At 56.5% G+C, this 17,800-nt stretch carries 11 protein-coding genes, 2 tRNA genes and 3 rRNA genes; 10 read left to right on the top strand and 6 right to left on the bottom strand.

Annotated features, from left to right (window positions below; translation table 11 throughout):
• The first annotated feature begins 71 nt into the window (after window positions 1-71).
• Together ACA075_RS20860 and ACA075_RS20855 are read left to right on the top strand one after the other, a co-directional pair.
• On the top strand, window positions 72-1,229 hold the full coding sequence (locus tag ACA075_RS20860) for a cysteine desulfurase family protein (RefSeq protein ID WP_497295077.1): 1,158 nt from the start codon (window positions 72-74) through the stop codon (window positions 1,227-1,229).
• Window positions 1,230-1,294: 65 nt separating this feature from the next.
• Window positions 1,295-3,103, top strand: coding sequence for an aminopeptidase P family protein (locus ACA075_RS20855; protein WP_497299304.1), 1,809 nt, complete (start codon window positions 1,295-1,297; stop codon window positions 3,101-3,103).
• Here ACA075_RS20855 and ACA075_RS20850 read toward each other — a convergent pair.
• Window positions 3,096-4,004 (bottom strand): LysR family transcriptional regulator, encoded by a 909-nt coding sequence (locus tag ACA075_RS20850; RefSeq protein WP_497295076.1) that lies wholly within the window; start codon window positions 4,002-4,004, stop codon window positions 3,096-3,098. The genes ACA075_RS20855 and ACA075_RS20850 overlap by 8 nt on opposite strands.
• 116 nt (window positions 4,005-4,120) lie before the next feature.
• On the opposite strand from ACA075_RS20850, the gene ACA075_RS20845 reads away from it, so the two are divergent.
• Window positions 4,121-5,119 (top strand): zinc-dependent alcohol dehydrogenase family protein, encoded by a 999-nt coding sequence (locus ACA075_RS20845; protein ID WP_497295074.1) that lies wholly within the window; start codon window positions 4,121-4,123, stop codon window positions 5,117-5,119.
• On the opposite strand, the gene ACA075_RS20840 is transcribed toward ACA075_RS20845, so the two are convergent.
• Window positions 5,116-5,706: a 2-hydroxychromene-2-carboxylate isomerase gene (locus tag ACA075_RS20840; RefSeq protein ID WP_497295073.1), complete on the bottom strand. Its 591-nt coding sequence runs from the start codon at window positions 5,704-5,706 to the stop codon at window positions 5,116-5,118. The genes ACA075_RS20845 and ACA075_RS20840 overlap by 4 nt on opposite strands.
• Window positions 5,707-5,745: 39 nt before the next feature.
• A complete protein-coding gene (locus tag ACA075_RS20835; protein WP_497295071.1) occupies window positions 5,746-6,474 on the bottom strand; it encodes an SDR family oxidoreductase in 729 nt (242 codons plus the stop codon).
• Between the two features lie 92 nt (window positions 6,475-6,566).
• Here ACA075_RS20835 and ACA075_RS20830 point away from each other — a divergent pair, with 92 nt between their 5' ends.
• The gene (locus tag ACA075_RS20830) at window positions 6,567-7,139 is read left to right on the top strand and encodes a TetR/AcrR family transcriptional regulator (RefSeq protein ID WP_497295070.1); all 573 of its coding nucleotides are present in this window, start codon (window positions 6,567-6,569) and stop codon (window positions 7,137-7,139) included.
• Here ACA075_RS20830 and ACA075_RS20825 read toward each other — a convergent pair.
• Both ACA075_RS20825 and rhtA read right to left on the bottom strand, forming a co-directional pair.
• Entirely contained in the window at window positions 7,126-7,407 is a 282-nt protein-coding gene (locus ACA075_RS20825) for a hypothetical protein (protein ID WP_094468281.1), read from the bottom strand. The genes ACA075_RS20830 and ACA075_RS20825 overlap by 14 nt on opposite strands.
• Before the next feature lie 168 nt (window positions 7,408-7,575).
• Complete coding sequence (gene rhtA, locus ACA075_RS20820; RefSeq protein WP_497295069.1) at window positions 7,576-8,463, bottom strand: threonine/homoserine exporter RhtA; 888 nt, start codon at window positions 8,461-8,463, stop codon at window positions 7,576-7,578.
• A gap of 670 nt (window positions 8,464-9,133) precedes the next feature.
• Here rhtA and ACA075_RS20815 point away from each other — a divergent pair.
• The 5 genes from ACA075_RS20815 to rrf all read left to right on the top strand — a co-directional run bounded on the left by ACA075_RS20815 (window position 9,134) and on the right by rrf (window position 14,443).
• Window positions 9,134-10,672 (top strand): 16S ribosomal RNA (locus ACA075_RS20815).
• Between the two features lie 161 nt (window positions 10,673-10,833).
• Window positions 10,834-10,910 (top strand) — tRNA-Ile (locus ACA075_RS20810).
• 27 nt (window positions 10,911-10,937) lie between these two features.
• A tRNA-Ala gene (locus ACA075_RS20805) sits at window positions 10,938-11,013 on the top strand.
• A 249-nt stretch (window positions 11,014-11,262) separates the two neighbouring features.
• A 23S ribosomal RNA gene (locus ACA075_RS20800) occupies window positions 11,263-14,154 on the top strand.
• Between the two features lie 173 nt (window positions 14,155-14,327).
• Window positions 14,328-14,443 (top strand): 5S ribosomal RNA (gene rrf / locus ACA075_RS20795).
• Together the 16S, 23S and 5S rRNA genes with 2 tRNA genes alongside form the textbook arrangement of a ribosomal RNA operon.
• Before the next feature lie 115 nt (window positions 14,444-14,558).
• Here rrf and ACA075_RS20790 read toward each other — a convergent pair.
• Entirely contained in the window at window positions 14,559-15,482 is a 924-nt protein-coding gene (locus ACA075_RS20790) for a TIGR03571 family LLM class oxidoreductase (protein WP_497295067.1), read from the bottom strand.
• Window positions 15,483-15,758: 276 nt separating this feature from the next.
• Here ACA075_RS20790 and mrdA point away from each other — a divergent pair, with 276 nt between their 5' ends.
• A complete protein-coding gene (gene mrdA, locus ACA075_RS20785; RefSeq protein ID WP_497295065.1) occupies window positions 15,759-17,651 on the top strand; it encodes a penicillin-binding protein 2 in 1,893 nt (630 codons plus the stop codon).
• Window positions 17,652-17,800: the final 149 nt, after the last annotated feature.

Raw genomic sequence — 17,800 nt, 5'->3', positions numbered from 1 at the left:
ACTCACGAGGTTGCGCTTTGAGCGTTCAGTGACGAGCCTCCTGATCCCGGAACATGCTCTGCGAGTTTTCTATGAATAAGCGTCCTCTGTATTTTGACTACGCCGCCACCACGCCGGTGGATGAGCGGGTCATCAAGGTCATGGTCGAGTGTCTGGGTTTCAACGGAAACTTTGGCAACCCGGCGTCCAGCTCCCATGCGTTCGGCCAGCAGGCCCGGCAAACGGTCGAGCAGGCGCGGCGCCAGGTCGCCGAGCTGGTCGGCGCTCAGGCGGACCAGATCGTCTGGACCTCCGGCGCCACCGAATCGAACAACCTTGCCCTCAAGGGCGTGGCCCAGGCCCGTGGGGTGTCCGGCGGCCACATCATTACCAGCCAGATCGAACACAAGGCAATTCTCGACACGGCGAAGCAGTTGCAGGACGCCGGCGTTGCCGTGACTTATCTGGTGCCTGACGCCGAGGGCCTGATTACCCCGCAAGCGGTCAGCGAGGCGATGCGCGAGGACACCTTTCTGGTGTCGCTGATGCTGGTCAACAATGAACTGGGCACGGTCAATGACATCGCGGCCATCGGCCAGGTGGTGCGTGATCGTGATGCGCTGTTCCATGTCGACGCCGCCCAGGGCGCGGGCAAAGTGGCAATCGATCTTGCCCGCTTGCCGGTGGACCTTATGTCGTTTTCGGCGCACAAGATCTACGGCCCTAAAGGCATCGGCGCCCTATACGTCGGCCCGCGCGCGCAACAGCGTTTGCTGGCGCAGATTCACGGCGGCGGTCACGAGGGCGGTTTGCGTTCGGGCACCCTGGCGACGCACCAGATCGCCGCGATGGGTGTGGCCTTCGCCTTGGCGGCCGCCGCATTCGACGAAGAAAAAGCCACCATCGTGCGGCTCCGCGAACGCTTGCTCGAGCAACTGCTGGGCATCCCCGGCGTGCGGCTCAATGGCAGCCCGACCCAACGCATTCCTCATACCCTGAGCCTGACCTTCAACGAAGGCGAGTTCAATTCTGCGGCGCTAAGCAGCTCGATCGCGTTTTCTGCGACCTCGGCCTGTAACTCCGCCAGCAATGCCCCCTCCCATGTGCTGCTGGCCCTGGGGCATGACGCCCGCTCGGCGGGTCGCACGATTCGCTTGAGCCTCGGCCGGTTCACCACCGAACAGGATGTCGACCAAGCGGCACAACTGATTAAAGCGGCCTGCGCCAGTGCTCCGGCATTTTGGCAATAAGGCCTGAAAGTGTCGGCATTGATCGGCACTCAACAATAATGATGAAGTGATTTGCAGGAGACATGATGAGTACGCAGCCTTCGATCAATGGATCGGTGCCCCAACGTTTGGCGCAAACCCGCGAGCTGATGAGCCGGGAGGGCATTCATGCCCTGCTGGTGCCGTCCGCCGATCCGCACTTGTCGGAATACCTGCCAGGTTACTGGCAAGGGCGGCAGTGGTTGTCGGGCTTTCATGGTTCGGTCGGCACGCTGATCGTGACCCCGGACTTTGCCGGCGTCTGGGCCGACAGCCGTTACTGGGAACAAGCGAGCAAGGAACTCAACGGCAGCGGCATCGAACTGGTCAAGCTGCAACCGGGCCAGGCTGGCCCGCTGGACTGGCTGGCCGAGCAAACCCCTGAAGGCGGCGTGGTCGCGGTGGATGGCGCGGTGATGGCCGTGGCGTCGGCGCGGACGCTGGGCGGCAAACTCGAAGAACGCGGTGCACGTCTGCGCACCGACATCGATCTGTTGAGCGAAGTCTGGAGCGACCGTCCGACGCTGCCGAATGAGCCGATCTATCAGCACTTGCCGCCTCAGGCGACGGTCAGCCGGGGTGAAAAACTCGCGAAGTTGCGTGAGGTGTTGAAAGATCGTGGTGCTGACTGGCACTTCATTGCCACCCTGGATGACATCGCCTGGCTGTTCAACCTGCGTGGCGGCGACGTGTCGTTCAACCCGGTATTCGTGTCCTTCGCCCTGATCAGTCAAGAGCAGGCCACTCTGTTCGTGGCCCTGAGCAAGGTCGATGCAGAGTTGCGTGCAGTCCTCGAGCAAGACGGCGTGACCTTGCGCGATTACAGCGAAGTGGCCGCCGCCTTGAGCGCCGTGCCGAGCGGCGCGAGCCTGCAAGTCGATCCGGCGCGCGTGACGGCCGGTTTGCTGGAGAACCTGAACAGCGGCGTGAAACTGGTCGAAGGTCTGAACCCGACCACTTTGGCCAAATCACAGAAGAGCCTGGCCGATGCCGAGCACATTCGTCAGGCCATGGAGCAGGACGGCGCGGCGCTGTGCGAGTTCTTTACCTGGCTGGACTCGGCGCTGGGTCGTGAGCGCATCACCGAACTGACCATCGACGAACACCTGACGGCTGCGCGTACCCGACGCCCGGGTTATGTGTCGCTGAGCTTCAACACCATTGCCGCGTTCAACGCCAATGGCGCGATGCCGCACTACCACGCTACCGAAGAAGAGCACGCGGTGATTGAAGGTGACGGTCTGTTGCTGATCGACTCCGGCGGTCAATACCTGGGCGGCACCACCGACATCACGCGCATGGTGCCGGTCGGTACGCCGACGGATGAGCAGAAACGCGATTGTACGCGGGTACTCAAAGGCGTCATTGCGCTGTCCCGCGCTCAATTCCCTCGCGGCATTCTCTCGCCGTTGCTCGACTCGATTGCCCGCGCGCCGATCTGGGCTGAAAACGTTGATTACGGACACGGCACCGGTCATGGCGTCGGCTACTTCCTCAACGTTCACGAAGGCCCACAGGTCATCGCCTATCAGGCCGCCGCCGCCCCGCAAACCGCGATGCAGCCGGGCATGATTACGTCGATCGAGCCGGGCACTTATCGCCCGGGCCGTTGGGGTGTGCGAATCGAAAACCTGGTGTTGAACACCGAAGCGGGCAAGAGTGAATTCGGCGAGTTCCTGAAATTCGAAACCCTGACCCTGTGCCCGATCGATACCCGCTGCCTCGAACCGTCGCTGCTGACTCTGGACGAGAAGCAATGGTTTAACGCCTATCACGCCGAGGTGCGCGAGCGCTTGAGCCCGTTGCTGGATGGTGCGGCACTTGAGTGGTTGAACACCCGCACTGCGGCTATTTGACCGGTTGGAGCTCAGGCGCTGTTTCGAGCGCCTGACTCATGTAGTCGACAAAGGCTTTGACCCTGGCGGATTGGCGACGATTCGACGGGGACACGGCATGAATGGGCAGCGACTGCGCGGTGTAGTCCTGCAAAATCGCAGTCACTCGCCCGGCGTTCAGATCCTCGCTGAACAACCACACCGGCGACAACGCAATCCCCAGTCCTCCCAGCACCATCTCGCGGATCGCCTCGGAGTTGTTGCTTTGCGCATTGCCCTTGATTCGCACCTCCTGACGCTGGGCGCCCCTTTCGTAAACCCATAGGTTCTGACTGTTCAGCAGGTTGAATTGCAGGCAATTGTGTCCGCGCAGTTCTTCCGGTGTTTGCGGCTGGCCGAATTGCTTGAGGTAGTCCGGCGCTGCGACGGTCACCCGGTGGGTGGTGCCGATGCGGCGGGCGATGAGGCCACTGTCGGTCAATTCGCCGATTCTGATTGTAACGTCGAGGCCTTCGCTGACCAGGTCCTGATTCTGGTCACTGAGCTGCAGGTCTATCTGCAACTGGGGGTGTTGTTTCAAAAACTCAGGAAGCCGCGGTGCAATCTGCAAACGCCCGAAACTGACCGAGGAGCCGATCTTCAGGTTGCCGGCAACGGTTTCGCGTCCTGAATGAAAACTGTGTTCCGCCGCGTCCACGGCCGCGAGGATATGTCGGCATTCGCTGTAGTACCGCTGACCTTCGTCAGTCAGCGAGAGTTGGCGCGTGCTGCGGGAAATCAGCTTCCCGCCCAGTTCGGTTTCCAGCGCCCTTAACACTTTGCTGATGGTCGGCTGGCTGGTCTGCATCTCCCTGGCAACGGCAGAAAAGCTGCCACGTTCGACGACCCGGACGAAGATGGCCATTGCATTGAGTTTGTCCATGGGGTTTCTCATTGATGCCAAATGGGCATGGTCACTATAGCGATACAGCGTCTTATGGGCATGAGTGAGTGAGAGGAAGATCGGTCCTACAGCCACCTCTGACAGGAATTTGCGAAATGACTGACTCACTTGAAATGCGTGCTCTGATTGTTGAATCGGCTAACGGGCCCTTACGCTTGGTTTCCATCCCGCGACCTGTGCCAGGGCCGGGTCACATGTTGGTCAGGATCAAAGCCAGTGGAGTGAATCCGCTGGATGGAAAAATTCGTTCGGGTCAGGCAGCTCATGCGCGTCAGCCATTGCCGGCGGTGCTGGGCATGGATCTGGCCGGGACGATTGAGGCGTTGGGAGAGGGCGTCAGCGGATGGCTGGCGGGTGATGAGGTCTACGCGATGGCGACCGGAATCGGCGGTGCGCAAGGTTCGCTTGCGCAGTTCGCGGTGGTCGATGCGCGTTTGCTGGCGCACAAGCCGGACAATCTGAGTATGCGTGAGGCCGCGGGGTTGCCCTTGGTACTCATCACGGCGTGGGAGGGATTGGTGGACCGGGCTCGGGTGCGTGCAGGTCACAAAGTGCTCATTCACGGCGGTGCCGGTGGTGTCGGGCATGTGGCTGTACAAATAGCCCGGGCTTTCGGTGCCGACGTGTTCTCCACTGGCTCGGCAGGGCAACAGGCGATCATCGAAGGTTTCGGTGCGACGTTTATCGATTACCGCAAGTCTTCGGTCGAGGACTATGTGGCGGAGCACACGGGGGGAGAGGGGTTCGATATTGTCTATGACACGGTGGGCGGTGAAACGCTGGACGCTTCCTTCAAGGCCGCTCGGGTCTACGAGGGGCATGTGGTGAGCTGCCTCGGCTGGGGGCAGCACAGTCTGGCGCCGTTGTCGTTTCGGGCCGCGACCTACTCCGGGGTGTTTACCTTGTTACCTCTGTTGACTGGCAAGGGAGGCGAGCATCACGGGCAGATCCTTCGGGAATCTGCGCAGTTGATTGAGGCCGGTAAGCTGAAACCGTTGCTCGATCCGCGGCAGTTCACATTGCAAACCGCCGAGGCCGCCTATGAACTGCTCGCTGCTGGATCGGCTCAAGGTCGTTTGGTCATCGAGATTTAACGCAGTGCCTCAAGGACGAAGTCCAGTCGATCCTGGCCGAAGTACAACTGATCGCCGACAAACATGCTCGGTGCGCCGAACACACCGCGTTGGACCGCTTTCTCGGTGTTGTCCTTGAGAGCGGCTTTGACGTCCTCATCGGCGGTGAAGGCCAGTACTTCGTTCGGATCGAAACCGTTTTGCGTCAGCACGGCGGCAACGGTCGCTGGATCATCGAGGTTGCGTCCCTCGACCCAGAGTGCGTGGAACAGGCAATCGATAAACGCGTGGAAGCGTTCGGGATGACGCAATTGCATGCCGGTGACGGCACGCATCAGCATCAGGGTATTGATAGGGAAGTGCGGGTTGAACTTCAGTGGCACGCCGTATCGTTTGGCGTAGCGGTCCAGGTCCTGAAACATGTAGCGGCCTTTGGCCGGGACGGTTGCCGGTGAAGCGTTGCCGGTGGCTTTGAAGACCCCGCCCAGCAGCATCGGTTTGTAGACCAACTGGCTGTCGGTCTGCTCGCAGATCTTCGGCAGTTGGGTATACGCCAGGTAGGTGGCGGGGCTGCCAAGATCGAAAAAGAACTCCACGGTTTTGCTCATGGTCGGTGTGCTCTGCTTATTGTTGTAGGGGAGGAGGGCTTACCAGCGTTCGTTCCAGGGGCGCAGATCCAGCTCGAAAGTCCAGGCGTCCCGGGGCTGGCTGTGCAAGTACCAATAATTCTCGGCGATGTGCTCGGGATTGAGGATGCCGTCCTCGTCCTTGGTCGCGTACTTTTCCGGAAAACTGTTGCGAATGAAGTCAGTATCGATGGCGCCGTCGACGACGACATGGGCAACGTGAATATTCATCGGCCCCAGTTCGCGGGCCATGCTTTGAGCCAGTGCACGAATCCCGTGCTTGGCGCCGGCGAAGGCTGAAAATCCTGCCGCACCGCGCAAGCCAGCGGTGGCGCCGGTGAACAGAATCGTGCCGCGTTGGCGCTTGGCCATCCGCTTGGCCACTTCACGGGCATTGAGAAAACCCGAGAAACAGGCCATTTCCCAGATCTTGAAATACTTGCGGGCAGTTTCTTCGAGAATGCTGCACGGCACATTGGCGCCGATGTTGAAAACAAACGCTTCGATCGAGCCGATCTCGGTCTCAATCTGCTCGACCAGCGCAATCACATCCTCTTCCTTGCGTGCATCACAGGCAAATCCGTGGGCGTCACCGCCATTGGCCTTGATTGCATCAACCAAGGGTTGAAGTTTGTCCGCGCTGCGACGAGTGACGCAGGCAATGAAACCTTCCTGTGCAAAACGCTTGGCAATCGCGCCGCCGGTTGCATCACCGGCGCCGACAACCAGTACGACCTTTTTATTATTCATGGGTGGATCCCTTTGATGAACGATCGTTAACTGAACGAACGTTATGCTAGGATTTGGCATGCGTCAAGTCGGTCAATCCTGAGGGCAAGGCAATGCGTTACTCGGCTAATCACAAGCTGGAAACAAGAGAGAAACTGCTGACAAGCAGCGCGGTGTCGGCCAAAAGGTCCGGTTTTTCCACGGTAGGCGTCGACGGGCTGATGAAGGCGATCGGATTGAGTGGCGCTGCTTTCTACAGTCACTTTTCGTCGAAGGACGAACTGTTCGCTTCGATCGTCGAACGCGAGTTGTGCCAGAGCCTGGAGCGATTGGGTGCTGATCAGGATTGCGACAGGCTCGAGCGTTGCCTGAAGCATTATCTGAGCATGGCCCATGTCGAGCACCCGGAGTCCGGTTGTGCATTACCGGTATTGGGGGCCGAAATTGCTCGTTCAGATATCGCTATTCGCCAAGAGGCCGAAGTCTGGATTTGCCGGCTGCAGGAGAGTTGGGCGAGGATTCTGGAAAGCGACAGCCTGGCCTGGGCGATTCTGTCGCAATGCATCGGTGCTTTGGTAGTGGCGCGTATGCTGGCCACTCCCGACATTCAGCGCACCGTGTTGAAGTCCAGTTACGATGAGATTGGCCGCCAGATTGCCGGGCGGCATCAATCTATTTGCAGATGACGATCATGCTTCGGCTGGTATAACCGGCAGGGTTGAGACCAAATGGATAATCACCTGGCTCTTCCACGGTATCCCCCGATTTGGCGATGACCTTGTAACCCTTGGGCGCGCACGAGTTGGCGGCGCTGGTGTAGCACTTGTCCCAGGACGACGAAAGCCCTGAACAGTTGATATGCAGCCCTTTCTTGCCATGTTTGACTTGTGTTTTCGATGTCGCCGCGCAGCCCGCAATTGCGAGTACGGCGATCAGTAGCAAAATTCGTTTCATTACTGTCCTTATAGCGTTCCCGGATCTCGTGCCCGGGTGTGGCTGCATTCGCTTTCGCTTGAAGCGTTCTGATATCCCTATCCTGAAAAATCCATTTATGGCACTGAGTTGCGGGCCTAAACATGGCCTAAATGAGCGGCAAATACCAGACCTGCGTCAAATCCTGTATCAATCCGCCGCGACCGCAGGCTTGGCAGCACTTCCCATGGTCATGGTCGCCCCGACGGAAGCCAGAATGATGCACATGATCGCCATCCACTGTGACAGCGTGAGGTACTCGTGGAGAAACAGCAGGCCAGACAGCGCGCCAATTGCCGGTTCAATGCTCATCAATGTGCCGAAGGTCCGGGTCGGCATTCGGGTGAGCGCGATCATCTCCAGCGTGTAGGGCACGGCTGTGGACAGAAGGGCAACACCGATGGCCACGGGGATCAGTGACGGAGTCAGCAGGGCGGCACCGGCGTGGACGATGCCGATAGGCGCGACGAACAGTGCGGCAATCATCACTCCCAGTGCTGCGGTCTGCACGCCATTGTCGGCGCCGGCCTTCTGGCCGAACAGGATGTACAGCGCCCAGCACACACCCGCCCCCAAGGCATAACCGGCACCTGCCAGGTCGATTCCTGCAGTTGTCGCACCTGTCGGTATCAATAGCAGCAAGCCGATAGCCGCCAGGGCTATCCACAAAAAGTCGATCGCGCGGCGTGAGGCATAGATAGCCACCGCCAGCGGCCCGGTGAATTCCAGTGCGACGGCAATACCCAGGGGAACTGTGCGCAAAGACATATAGAAGAGGAAGTTCATGCCGCCCAGTGCCATCCCGTAGACGATGACGGTACGCAAGGACTTTGCGTTGAGCTTCGCTCGCCATGGGCGCAACAGGATCAGCATGATCACGCTGGCGAAGAGCAGCCGTAGGGTGGTCGTTCCCTGAGCGCCGATTATCGGGAACATGCTTTTGGCCAATGAGGCTCCGGACTGGATCGACGCCATGGCTATTAATAGCAGGCCCACCGAGAACAGGGTCGAGGCGAGACTGCGGGGATGGTCATTCATAACGTGGCATCGTCCGAAGTGGGAAGCGAGAGTGTTGCTCTGTGTGTTGGGCAATATACTGCGCATTCGTCACGGTTGCGTCTATATATAAGCAATGATTTTGTACGTCGTGATAGAAAAGCCAAATCAGGGGTTGACGGCAGATTCTGGAAGTCTATAATTCGCCCCACTTCCGGCGCAGTCGAAACGGAAAACTCCTTGGTAAACAAAGAGTTACGCAGTTTTCGACAGCGAGTTGCTTCAGGTCATCGAAGCCCAGAAGGAGTTGATCAGGCAGGGTTGTTTGGCTTGATTGACGATTCGATCTTCTCGGTCGAAAGCGGAGAAAAAGAGGTGTTGACAGCAGCGAGTAACGCTGTAAAATTCGCCTCCCGCTAACGAGAGATCGGAAGCGCAAGTGGTTGAAGTTGCAAAGGAAACTTTGAAAACTTCTGAAAATAACCGCTTGACAGCAACAGAGGCTGCTGTAGAATGCGCGCCTCGGTTGAGACGAAAGATCTTAACCAACCGCTCTTTAACAACTGAATCAAGCAATTCGTGTGGGTGCTTGTGGAGTCAGACTGATAGTCAACAAGATTATCAGCATCACAAGTTACTCCGCGAGAAATCAAAGATGTAACCAACGATTGCTGAGCCAAGTTTAGGGTTTCTTAAAAACCCAAAGATGTTTGAACTGAAGAGTTTGATCATGGCTCAGATTGAACGCTGGCGGCAGGCCTAACACATGCAAGTCGAGCGGCAACACGGGTACTTGTACCTGGTGGCGAGCGGCGGACGGGTGAGTAATGCCTAGGAATCTGCCTGGTAGTGGGGGATAACGCTCGGAAACGGACGCTAATACCGCATACGTCCTACGGGAGAAAGCAGGGGACCTTCGGGCCTTGCGCTATCAGATGAGCCTAGGTCGGATTAGCTAGTTGGTGAGGTAATGGCTCACCAAGGCGACGATCCGTAACTGGTCTGAGAGGATGATCAGTCACACTGGAACTGAGACACGGTCCAGACTCCTACGGGAGGCAGCAGTGGGGAATATTGGACAATGGGCGAAAGCCTGATCCAGCCATGCCGCGTGTGTGAAGAAGGTCTTCGGATTGTAAAGCACTTTAAGTTGGGAGGAAGGGCATTTACCTAATACGTAAGTGTTTTGACGTTACCGACAGAATAAGCACCGGCTAACTCTGTGCCAGCAGCCGCGGTAATACAGAGGGTGCAAGCGTTAATCGGAATTACTGGGCGTAAAGCGCGCGTAGGTGGTTTGTTAAGTTGGATGTGAAATCCCCGGGCTCAACCTGGGAACTGCATTCAAAACTGACAAGCTAGAGTATGGTAGAGGGTGGTGGAATTTCCTGTGTAGCGGTGAAATGCGTAGATATAGGAAGGAACACCAGTGGCGAAGGCGACCACCTGGACTGATACTGACACTGAGGTGCGAAAGCGTGGGGAGCAAACAGGATTAGATACCCTGGTAGTCCACGCCGTAAACGATGTCAACTAGCCGTTGGGAGCCTTGAGCTCTTAGTGGCGCAGCTAACGCATTAAGTTGACCGCCTGGGGAGTACGGCCGCAAGGTTAAAACTCAAATGAATTGACGGGGGCCCGCACAAGCGGTGGAGCATGTGGTTTAATTCGAAGCAACGCGAAGAACCTTACCAGGCCTTGACATCCAATGAACTTTCCAGAGATGGATTGGTGCCTTCGGGAACATTGAGACAGGTGCTGCATGGCTGTCGTCAGCTCGTGTCGTGAGATGTTGGGTTAAGTCCCGTAACGAGCGCAACCCTTGTCCTTAGTTACCAGCACGTAATGGTGGGCACTCTAAGGAGACTGCCGGTGACAAACCGGAGGAAGGTGGGGATGACGTCAAGTCATCATGGCCCTTACGGCCTGGGCTACACACGTGCTACAATGGTCGGTACAGAGGGTTGCCAAGCCGCGAGGTGGAGCTAATCCCAGAAAACCGATCGTAGTCCGGATCGCAGTCTGCAACTCGACTGCGTGAAGTCGGAATCGCTAGTAATCGCGAATCAGAATGTCGCGGTGAATACGTTCCCGGGCCTTGTACACACCGCCCGTCACACCATGGGAGTGGGTTGCACCAGAAGTAGCTAGTCTAACCTTCGGGAGGACGGTTACCACGGTGTGATTCATGACTGGGGTGAAGTCGTAACAAGGTAGCCGTAGGGGAACCTGCGGCTGGATCACCTCCTTAATCGACGACATCAGCTGCTCCATAAGTTCCCACACGAATTGCTTGATTCATTGAAGAAGACGATAAGAAGCAGCCCTAACAGGTTGTAGCTTAGTTGGTTGGAGCGCACCCCATGCTCTGTGGTAAAGAGCAGGGTGAGGTCGGCCTTAAAGCTCGAAATTGGGTCTGTAGCTCAGTTGGTTAGAGCGCACCCCTGATAAGGGTGAGGTCGGCAGTTCGAATCTGCCCAGACCCACCAATTTTGTGTGGGAACCTGTAGAAATACGGGGCCATAGCTCAGCTGGGAGAGCGCCTGCCTTGCACGCAGGAGGTCAACGGTTCGATCCCGTTTGGCTCCACCACTACTGCTTCTGTTTGTTGAAAGCTTAGAAATGAGCATTCCATTGTGATGATGGTGAATGTTGATTTCTAGTCTTTGGCTAGATCGTTCTTTAAAAATTTGGGTATGTGATAGAAAGATAGACTGAACGTTACTTTCACTGGTAACGGATCAGGCTAAGGTAAAATTTGTGAGTTGCTCTTAATTGAGTATTATCGAATTTTCGGCGAATGTCGTCTTCACAGTATAACCAGATTGCTTGGGGTTATATGGTCAAGTGAAGAAGCGCATACGGTGGATGCCTTGGCAGTCAGAGGCGATGAAAGACGTGGTAGCCTGCGAAAAGCTTCGGGGAGTCGGCAAACAGACTTTGATCCGGAGATGTCTGAATGGGGGAACCCAGCCATCATAAGATGGTTATCTTAAGCTGAATACATAGGCTTAAGAGGCGAACCAGGGGAACTGAAACATCTAAGTACCCTGAGGAAAAGAAATCAACCGAGATTCCCTTAGTAGTGGCGAGCGAACGGGGACTAGCCCTTAAGTGGCTTTGAGATTAGCGGAACGTTCTGGAAAGTACGGCCATAGTGGGTGATAGCCCTGTACGCGAAAATCTCTTAGTCATGAAATCGAGTAGGACGGAGCACGAGAAACTTTGTCTGAATATGGGGGGACCATCCTCCAAGGCTAAATACTACTGACTGACCGATAGTGAACTAGTACCGTGAGGGAAAGGCGAAAAGAACCCCGGAGAGGGGAGTGAAATAGATCCTGAAACCGTATGCGTACAAGCAGTGGGAGCCCACTTTGTTGGGTGACTGCGTACCTTTTGTATAATGGGTCAGCGACTTATTTTCAGTGGCGAGCTTAACCGAATAGGGGAGGCGTAGCGAAAGCGAGTCTTAATAGGGCGTCTAGTCGCTGGGAATAGACCCGAAACCGGGCGATCTATCCATGGGCAGGTTGAAGGTTGGGTAACACTAACTGGAGGACCGAACCGACTACCGTTGAAAAGTTAGCGGATGACCTGTGGATCGGAGTGAAAGGCTAATCAAGCTCGGAGATAGCTGGTTCTCCTCGAAAGCTATTTAGGTAGCGCCTCATGTATCACTGTAGGGGGTAGAGCACTGTTTCGGCTAGGGGGTCATCCCGACTTACCAAACCGATGCAAACTCCGAATACCTACAAGTGCCGAGCATGGGAGACACACGGCGGGTGCTAACGTCCGTCGTGAAAAGGGAAACAACCCAGACCGTCAGCTAAGGTCCCAAAGTTATGGTTAAGTGGGAAACGATGTGGGAAGGCTTAGACAGCTAGGAGGTTGGCTTAGAAGCAGCCACCCTTTAAAGAAAGCGTAATAGCTCACTAGTCGAGTCGGCCTGCGCGGAAGATGTAACGGGGCTCAAACCATACACCGAAGCTACGGGTATCACTTAGGTGATGCGGTAGAGGAGCGTTCTGTAAGCCTGTGAAGGTGAGTTGAGAAGCTTGCTGGAGGTATCAGAAGTGCGAATGCTGACATGAGTAACGACAATGGGTGTGAAAAACACCCACGCCGAAAGACCAAGGTTTCCTGCGCAACGTTAATCGACGCAGGGTTAGTCGGTCCCTAAGGCGAGGCTGAAAAGCGTAGTCGATGGAAAACAGGTTAATATTCCTGTACTTCTGGTTATTGCGATGGAGGGACGGAGAAGGCTAGGCCAGCTTGGCGTTGGTTGTCCAAGTTTAAGGTGGTAGGCTGGAATCTTAGGTAAATCCGGGATTCTAAGGCCGAGAGCTGATGACGAGTGTTCTTTTAGAACACGAAGTGGTTGATGCCATGCTTCCAAGAAAAGCTTCTAAGCTTCAGGTAACCAGGAACCGTACCCCAAACCGACACAGGTGGTTGGGTAGAGAATACCAAGGCGCTTGAGAGAACTCGGGTGAAGGAACTAGGCAAAATGGCACCGTAACTTCGGGAGAAGGTGCGCCGGTGAGGGTGAAGCATTTACTGCGTAAGCCCATGCCGGTCGAAGATACCAGGCCGCTGCGACTGTTTATTAAAAACACAGCACTCTGCAAACACGAAAGTGGACGTATAGGGTGTGACGCCTGCCCGGTGCCGGAAGGTTAATTGATGGGGTTAGCTAACGCGAAGCTCTTGATCGAAGCCCCGGTAAACGGCGGCCGTAACTATAACGGTCCTAAGGTAGCGAAATTCCTTGTCGGGTAAGTTCCGACCTGCACGAATGGCGTAACGATGGCGGCGCTGTCTCCACCCGAGACTCAGTGAAATTGAAATCGCTGTGAAGATGCAGTGTATCCGCGGCTAGACGGAAAGACCCCGTGAACCTTTACTATAGCTTTGCACTGGACTTTGAATTTGCTTGTGTAGGATAGGTGGGAGGCTTTGAAGCGTGGACGCCAGTTCGCGTGGAGCCAACCTTGAAATACCACCCTGGCAACTTTGAGGTTCTAACTCAGGTCCGTTATCCGGATCGAGGACAGTGTATGGTGGGTAGTTTGACTGGGGCGGTCTCCTCCTAAAGAGTAACGGAGGAGTACGAAGGTGCGCTCAGACCGGTCGGAAATCGGTCGTAGAGTATAAAGGCAAAAGCGCGCTTGACTGCGAGACAGACACGTCGAGCAGGTACGAAAGTAGGTCTTAGTGATCCGGTGGTTCTGTATGGAAGGGCCATCGCTCAACGGATAAAAGGTACTCCGGGGATAACAGGCTGATACCGCCCAAGAGTTCATATCGACGGCGGTGTTTGGCACCTCGATGTCGGCTCATCACATCCTGGGGCTGAAGCCGGTCCCAAGGGTATGGCTGTTCGCCATTTAAAGTGGTACGCGAGCTGGGTTTAGAACGTCGTGAGACAGTTCGGTCCCTATCTGCCGTGGACGTTTGAGATTTGAGAGGGGCTGCTCCTAGTACGAGAGGACCGGAGTGGACGAACCTCTGGTGTTCCGGTTGTCACGCCAGTGGCATTGCCGGGTAGCTATGTTCGGAATAGATAACCGCTGAAAGCATCTAAGCGGGAAACTAGCCTCAAGATGAGATCTCACTGGGACCTTGAGTCCCCTGAAGGGCCGTCGAAGACTACGACGTTGATAGGTTGGGTGTGTAAGCGCTGTGAGGCGTTGAGCTAACCAATACTAATTGCCCGTGAGGCTTGACCATATAACACCCAAGCAATTTGCTTGCTTCGAGCCCAAAAGCGAAAGAGCACCAGATTGCGGTGTGTGAAGACGAAATGAACCGAAAGTTCGAATTGTTCACAAACACCGAAGATCTATCACATACCCATTCGCTGGAGCGTGCGCCGTAAGGCAAACGACCTGGCTACCGAATTTCTTGACGACCATAGAGCATTGGAACCACCTGATCCCATCCCGAACTCAGCAGTGAAACGATGCATCGCCGATGGTAGTGTGGGGTTTCCCCATGTGAGAGTAGGTCATCGTCAAGATTAAATTCCGAAACCCCTATCTGCGTATGCAGGTAGGGGTTTTGTTTTGTCCGCAGGAAAGTGGCGGGACAAAAAAGGATAACCCGACGGGCTATCCCAGGTTTCAGCAGCATCGTTAGTGAAACTTCGGCAGAACGTATTCTGCGATCTCTTCGATAACTTCAACTGCCGCTCGCTCACTACGGCGCAGGTGTAAGCCAACATGCTGAACACCCGCGTCGCGCAACGCCTGAAGCTCATCAATCAAGGCCAGCCGTCCACAACTGCCACCGAAGCGCACACGTCGCATGGGGGCATGAGGATTAGCGGCCAAGTCCAGGTGTACGAAGCTGATATAGGGCTTATCGTCTCCAACTTCCCGCCACAGCCCCACTCGACGTCGATGCTCATCCGGCGTACCAGGATAGGCGAGCCAACCATCCATGTGCTCACCAATCCAGGCCGGTGATTGTTGACCCAGACCTGCAACCAGCAGTGGCATAGGCTTATCTCGCTCCGGCAACAGGCGAGCGCCTTCAGGCAAACGACCTTCACCCTGGCTGCGGATCAACTCAACCGTATCGCGAAAGATCTCTCCGCGCTGATCGTAATCCACCCCAAACAACGGATACTCCATCGACCGGTCACCACTGGCCACCCCAAGGAGCAGACGCCCGTCACTCAGTTCATCAACACTGTTGGCGGCCTTGAGCGTTAGCCACGGCTGACGCAATGGCAGCACAACTGCCGCCGTACCGAGCATGATGTTCTCAGTAATCCCGGCCAAATACCCAAGGTAAGAAAAGGCTTCAAAGACCTGTGCGGCATCGCCAAAGTTGGGGTCATAAACCGGCACATCACGTACCCAAAGTGCGCGAAAACCGGTGTTATCAGCCAGGCGCGCCATCGCCGCGTGCTGCTTCAAATCGGGGACACCAAAAGGCCGATTCTGAGCAATCCGCAGCCGCTGTCCAACACTGGACCAATCGTTATCCAGCGGCAGTTCCAGTCCGATGGAAAATCCATTGGAGCCAAGTAATCGTTGAAATCGTGGATGCATGAAAAGACTCCCAGACAACAAAATGCAATGACATGCACCCAGTATCTACAGGCCTACCTACAAGAAAAATGCATGAATCGGAATATCAATCTTGAGCAAAACGCACGAGTCGAAGAAAAAGCCGACTGTCGTTTTGGCCCTCAAGGACAACCATTCGAGAAAATCCCACTAAAGTGACCGCACAGTTTTTGGTATGGTGCAGCTCGTTTTTTTAACGGATTGATTTTCAGGCCTACGGATCGGCGCCCCTTTTATAGTCATAGAGCTGCTACAGAAATGCCCGAACCGATACCCATCAAGGACCACGAAAAAGAGACGCGTCTGGTCAACAAGCGGCTGATCGCCTGCGCCTTGTTCGTCGCCGCCATTTCCTGCGCACTTGTGGTGCGCATGTATGTCCTGCAAGTGGTCGAGTACGACTATCACTCGACAATCTCCGAAAACAACCGCGTCCATGTCCTGCCGATCACCCCGACACGCGGACTGATCTACGACCGAAACGGCGTGGTTCTGGCTGACAACCGTCCCAGCTTCAACCTCACCATCACCCGCGAACGCGCCTCCGATGTCAAAGAGGAGCTCGATGAGGTGGTCAACCTCCTGCACTTGCCAGCCGAAGACCGGACACTGTTCGACAAGGCCATGAAACAGGCGCGCCACCCGTTCGTGCCGGTCACCCTGTTCTACGAGCTCAGTGAACAGCAAATCGCGGTTCTCGCGGTCAACGAGTTCCGTCTGCCGGGGATCGATGTCGAGCCGCAGTTCGTCCGCCATTACCCGTTGGGTGCACACTTCGCGCATTCGATCGGCTACGTCGGCCGTATCAATGAAAAAGAATCCAAGGCCCTCGACACGGTGGAGTACCGCGGCACCCAATCCATCGGCAAGACCGGCATCGAAAAATTCTACGAGTCGCAATTGCACGGCCAGGTGGGCTACGAAGAAGTCGAAACCAATGCCCAGGGCCGCGTACTGCGAGTGCTCAAGCACACCGATCCGATCCCCGGCAAAAACATTGTCCTGAGCCTGGATGTCAAACTCCAGGAAGCGGCCGAGGAAGCCTTGGGCGATCGTCGTGGTTCGGTGGTGGCGCTTGATCCGTCGACCGGTGAAGTGCTGGCCATGGTCAGCAAGCCCAGTTTCGACCCGAACCTGTTCGTCACCGGCATCAGCTTCAAGGAATACGCGGCGCTGCACGACTCCATCGATCGGCCGCTGTTCAACCGCGTTCTGCGCGGCCTCTACGCGCCGGGTTCGACCATCAAACCCGAGGTGGCCATTGCAGGCCTCGATGCCGGCGTCGTCACCCCTCAGACCCGTGTCTTCGACCCTGGTTATTACCAGCTCCCGGACTTTGATCACAAATACCGTAACTGGAACCACAGCGGCGACGGTTGGGTCGACATGGACGCGGCGATCATGCGTTCCAACGACACCTACTTCTATGATCTGGCCCACAAGCTGGGCATCGATCGCCTGCACGACTACATGGCCATGTTCGGGCTCGGCGAGAAAGTCTCGCTGGACATGTTCGAAGAGTCTGCCGGCCTGATGCCATCGCAAACGTGGAAGCGTGCCACGCGCCGTCAGGCCTGGTTTCCGGGCGAAACCGTGATCCTTGGCATCGGCCAGGGTTACATGCAGGTCACGCCGCTGCAGCTGGCCCAGGCCACCGCGCTGATCGCCAACAAAGGTGTGTGGAACCGACCGCGCCTGGCCAAGACCGTGGATGGCGTAGCGCCGGTGGACGAGCACCCGATGCCGAACATCCTGCTCAAGGATCCGCGCGACTGGGAGCAGGTCAACCATGGCATGCAGATGGTGATGCACGACGCTCGCGGGATTGCCCGAGCGGCCGCGCAGGGCGCTCAGTACCGCATTGCCGGCAAGAGTGGTACCGCGCAAGTCGTAGCGATCAAGCAAGGCGAGCGCTACAACCGGGCGAAAACCCTGGAACGCAACCGCGACAATGCCTTGTTCGTCGGTTTCGCCCCGGCCGAGCACCCGAAGATAGTCATCTCGGTGATGATTGAAAACGGCGAGGCCGGTGGTCGCGTCGCCGGCCCAGTGGTGCGGCAGATCATGGACGCCTGGTTACTCGATCAGGACGGCCATCTCAAGCCGCAATACGCCACGCCGAGCAAAGTACCGGGTGACCCTCACGTCTAAGCACCCAAGGCTTCACAGCACATGCTCAAGAAAATTCAGCCTGTGCTGGAAGCTCCCCAGGCGCCGTCAGATCACTGTAGGCGCGTGGCTTGCCCGCGCAGAACGATGACTCGCTCCACCTGACAGTACCCAAGTGCCGCAAGGCACTT

This window comes from Pseudomonas sp. LBUM1663, assembly GCF_059695905.1.
This window is presented reverse-complemented; position numbering and strand designations above follow the sequence as displayed.

Coding starts and splice junctions, on each gene's coding strand:
- ACA075_RS20825 (WP_094468281.1), bottom strand. CDS start 7,407: ATGAAACGAATTTTGCTACTGATCGCCGTACTCGCAATTGCGGGCTGC.
- ACA075_RS20860 (WP_497295077.1), top strand. CDS start 72: ATGAATAAGCGTCCTCTGTATTTTGACTACGCCGCCACCACGCCGGTG.
- ACA075_RS20845 (WP_497295074.1), top strand. CDS start 4,121: ATGACTGACTCACTTGAAATGCGTGCTCTGATTGTTGAATCGGCTAAC.
- ACA075_RS20835 (WP_497295071.1), bottom strand. CDS start 6,474: ATGAATAATAAAAAGGTCGTACTGGTTGTCGGCGCCGGTGATGCAACC.
- rhtA (WP_497295069.1), bottom strand. CDS start 8,463: ATGAATGACCATCCCCGCAGTCTCGCCTCGACCCTGTTCTCGGTGGGC.
- ACA075_RS20855 (WP_497299304.1), top strand. CDS start 1,295: ATGAGTACGCAGCCTTCGATCAATGGATCGGTGCCCCAACGTTTGGCG.
- ACA075_RS20830 (WP_497295070.1), top strand. CDS start 6,567: ATGCGTTACTCGGCTAATCACAAGCTGGAAACAAGAGAGAAACTGCTG.
- ACA075_RS20850 (WP_497295076.1), bottom strand. CDS start 4,004: ATGGACAAACTCAATGCAATGGCCATCTTCGTCCGGGTCGTCGAACGT.
- mrdA (WP_497295065.1), top strand. CDS start 15,759: ATGCCCGAACCGATACCCATCAAGGACCACGAAAAAGAGACGCGTCTG.
- ACA075_RS20840 (WP_497295073.1), bottom strand. CDS start 5,706: ATGAGCAAAACCGTGGAGTTCTTTTTCGATCTTGGCAGCCCCGCCACC.
- ACA075_RS20790 (WP_497295067.1), bottom strand. CDS start 15,482: ATGCATCCACGATTTCAACGATTACTTGGCTCCAATGGATTTTCCATC.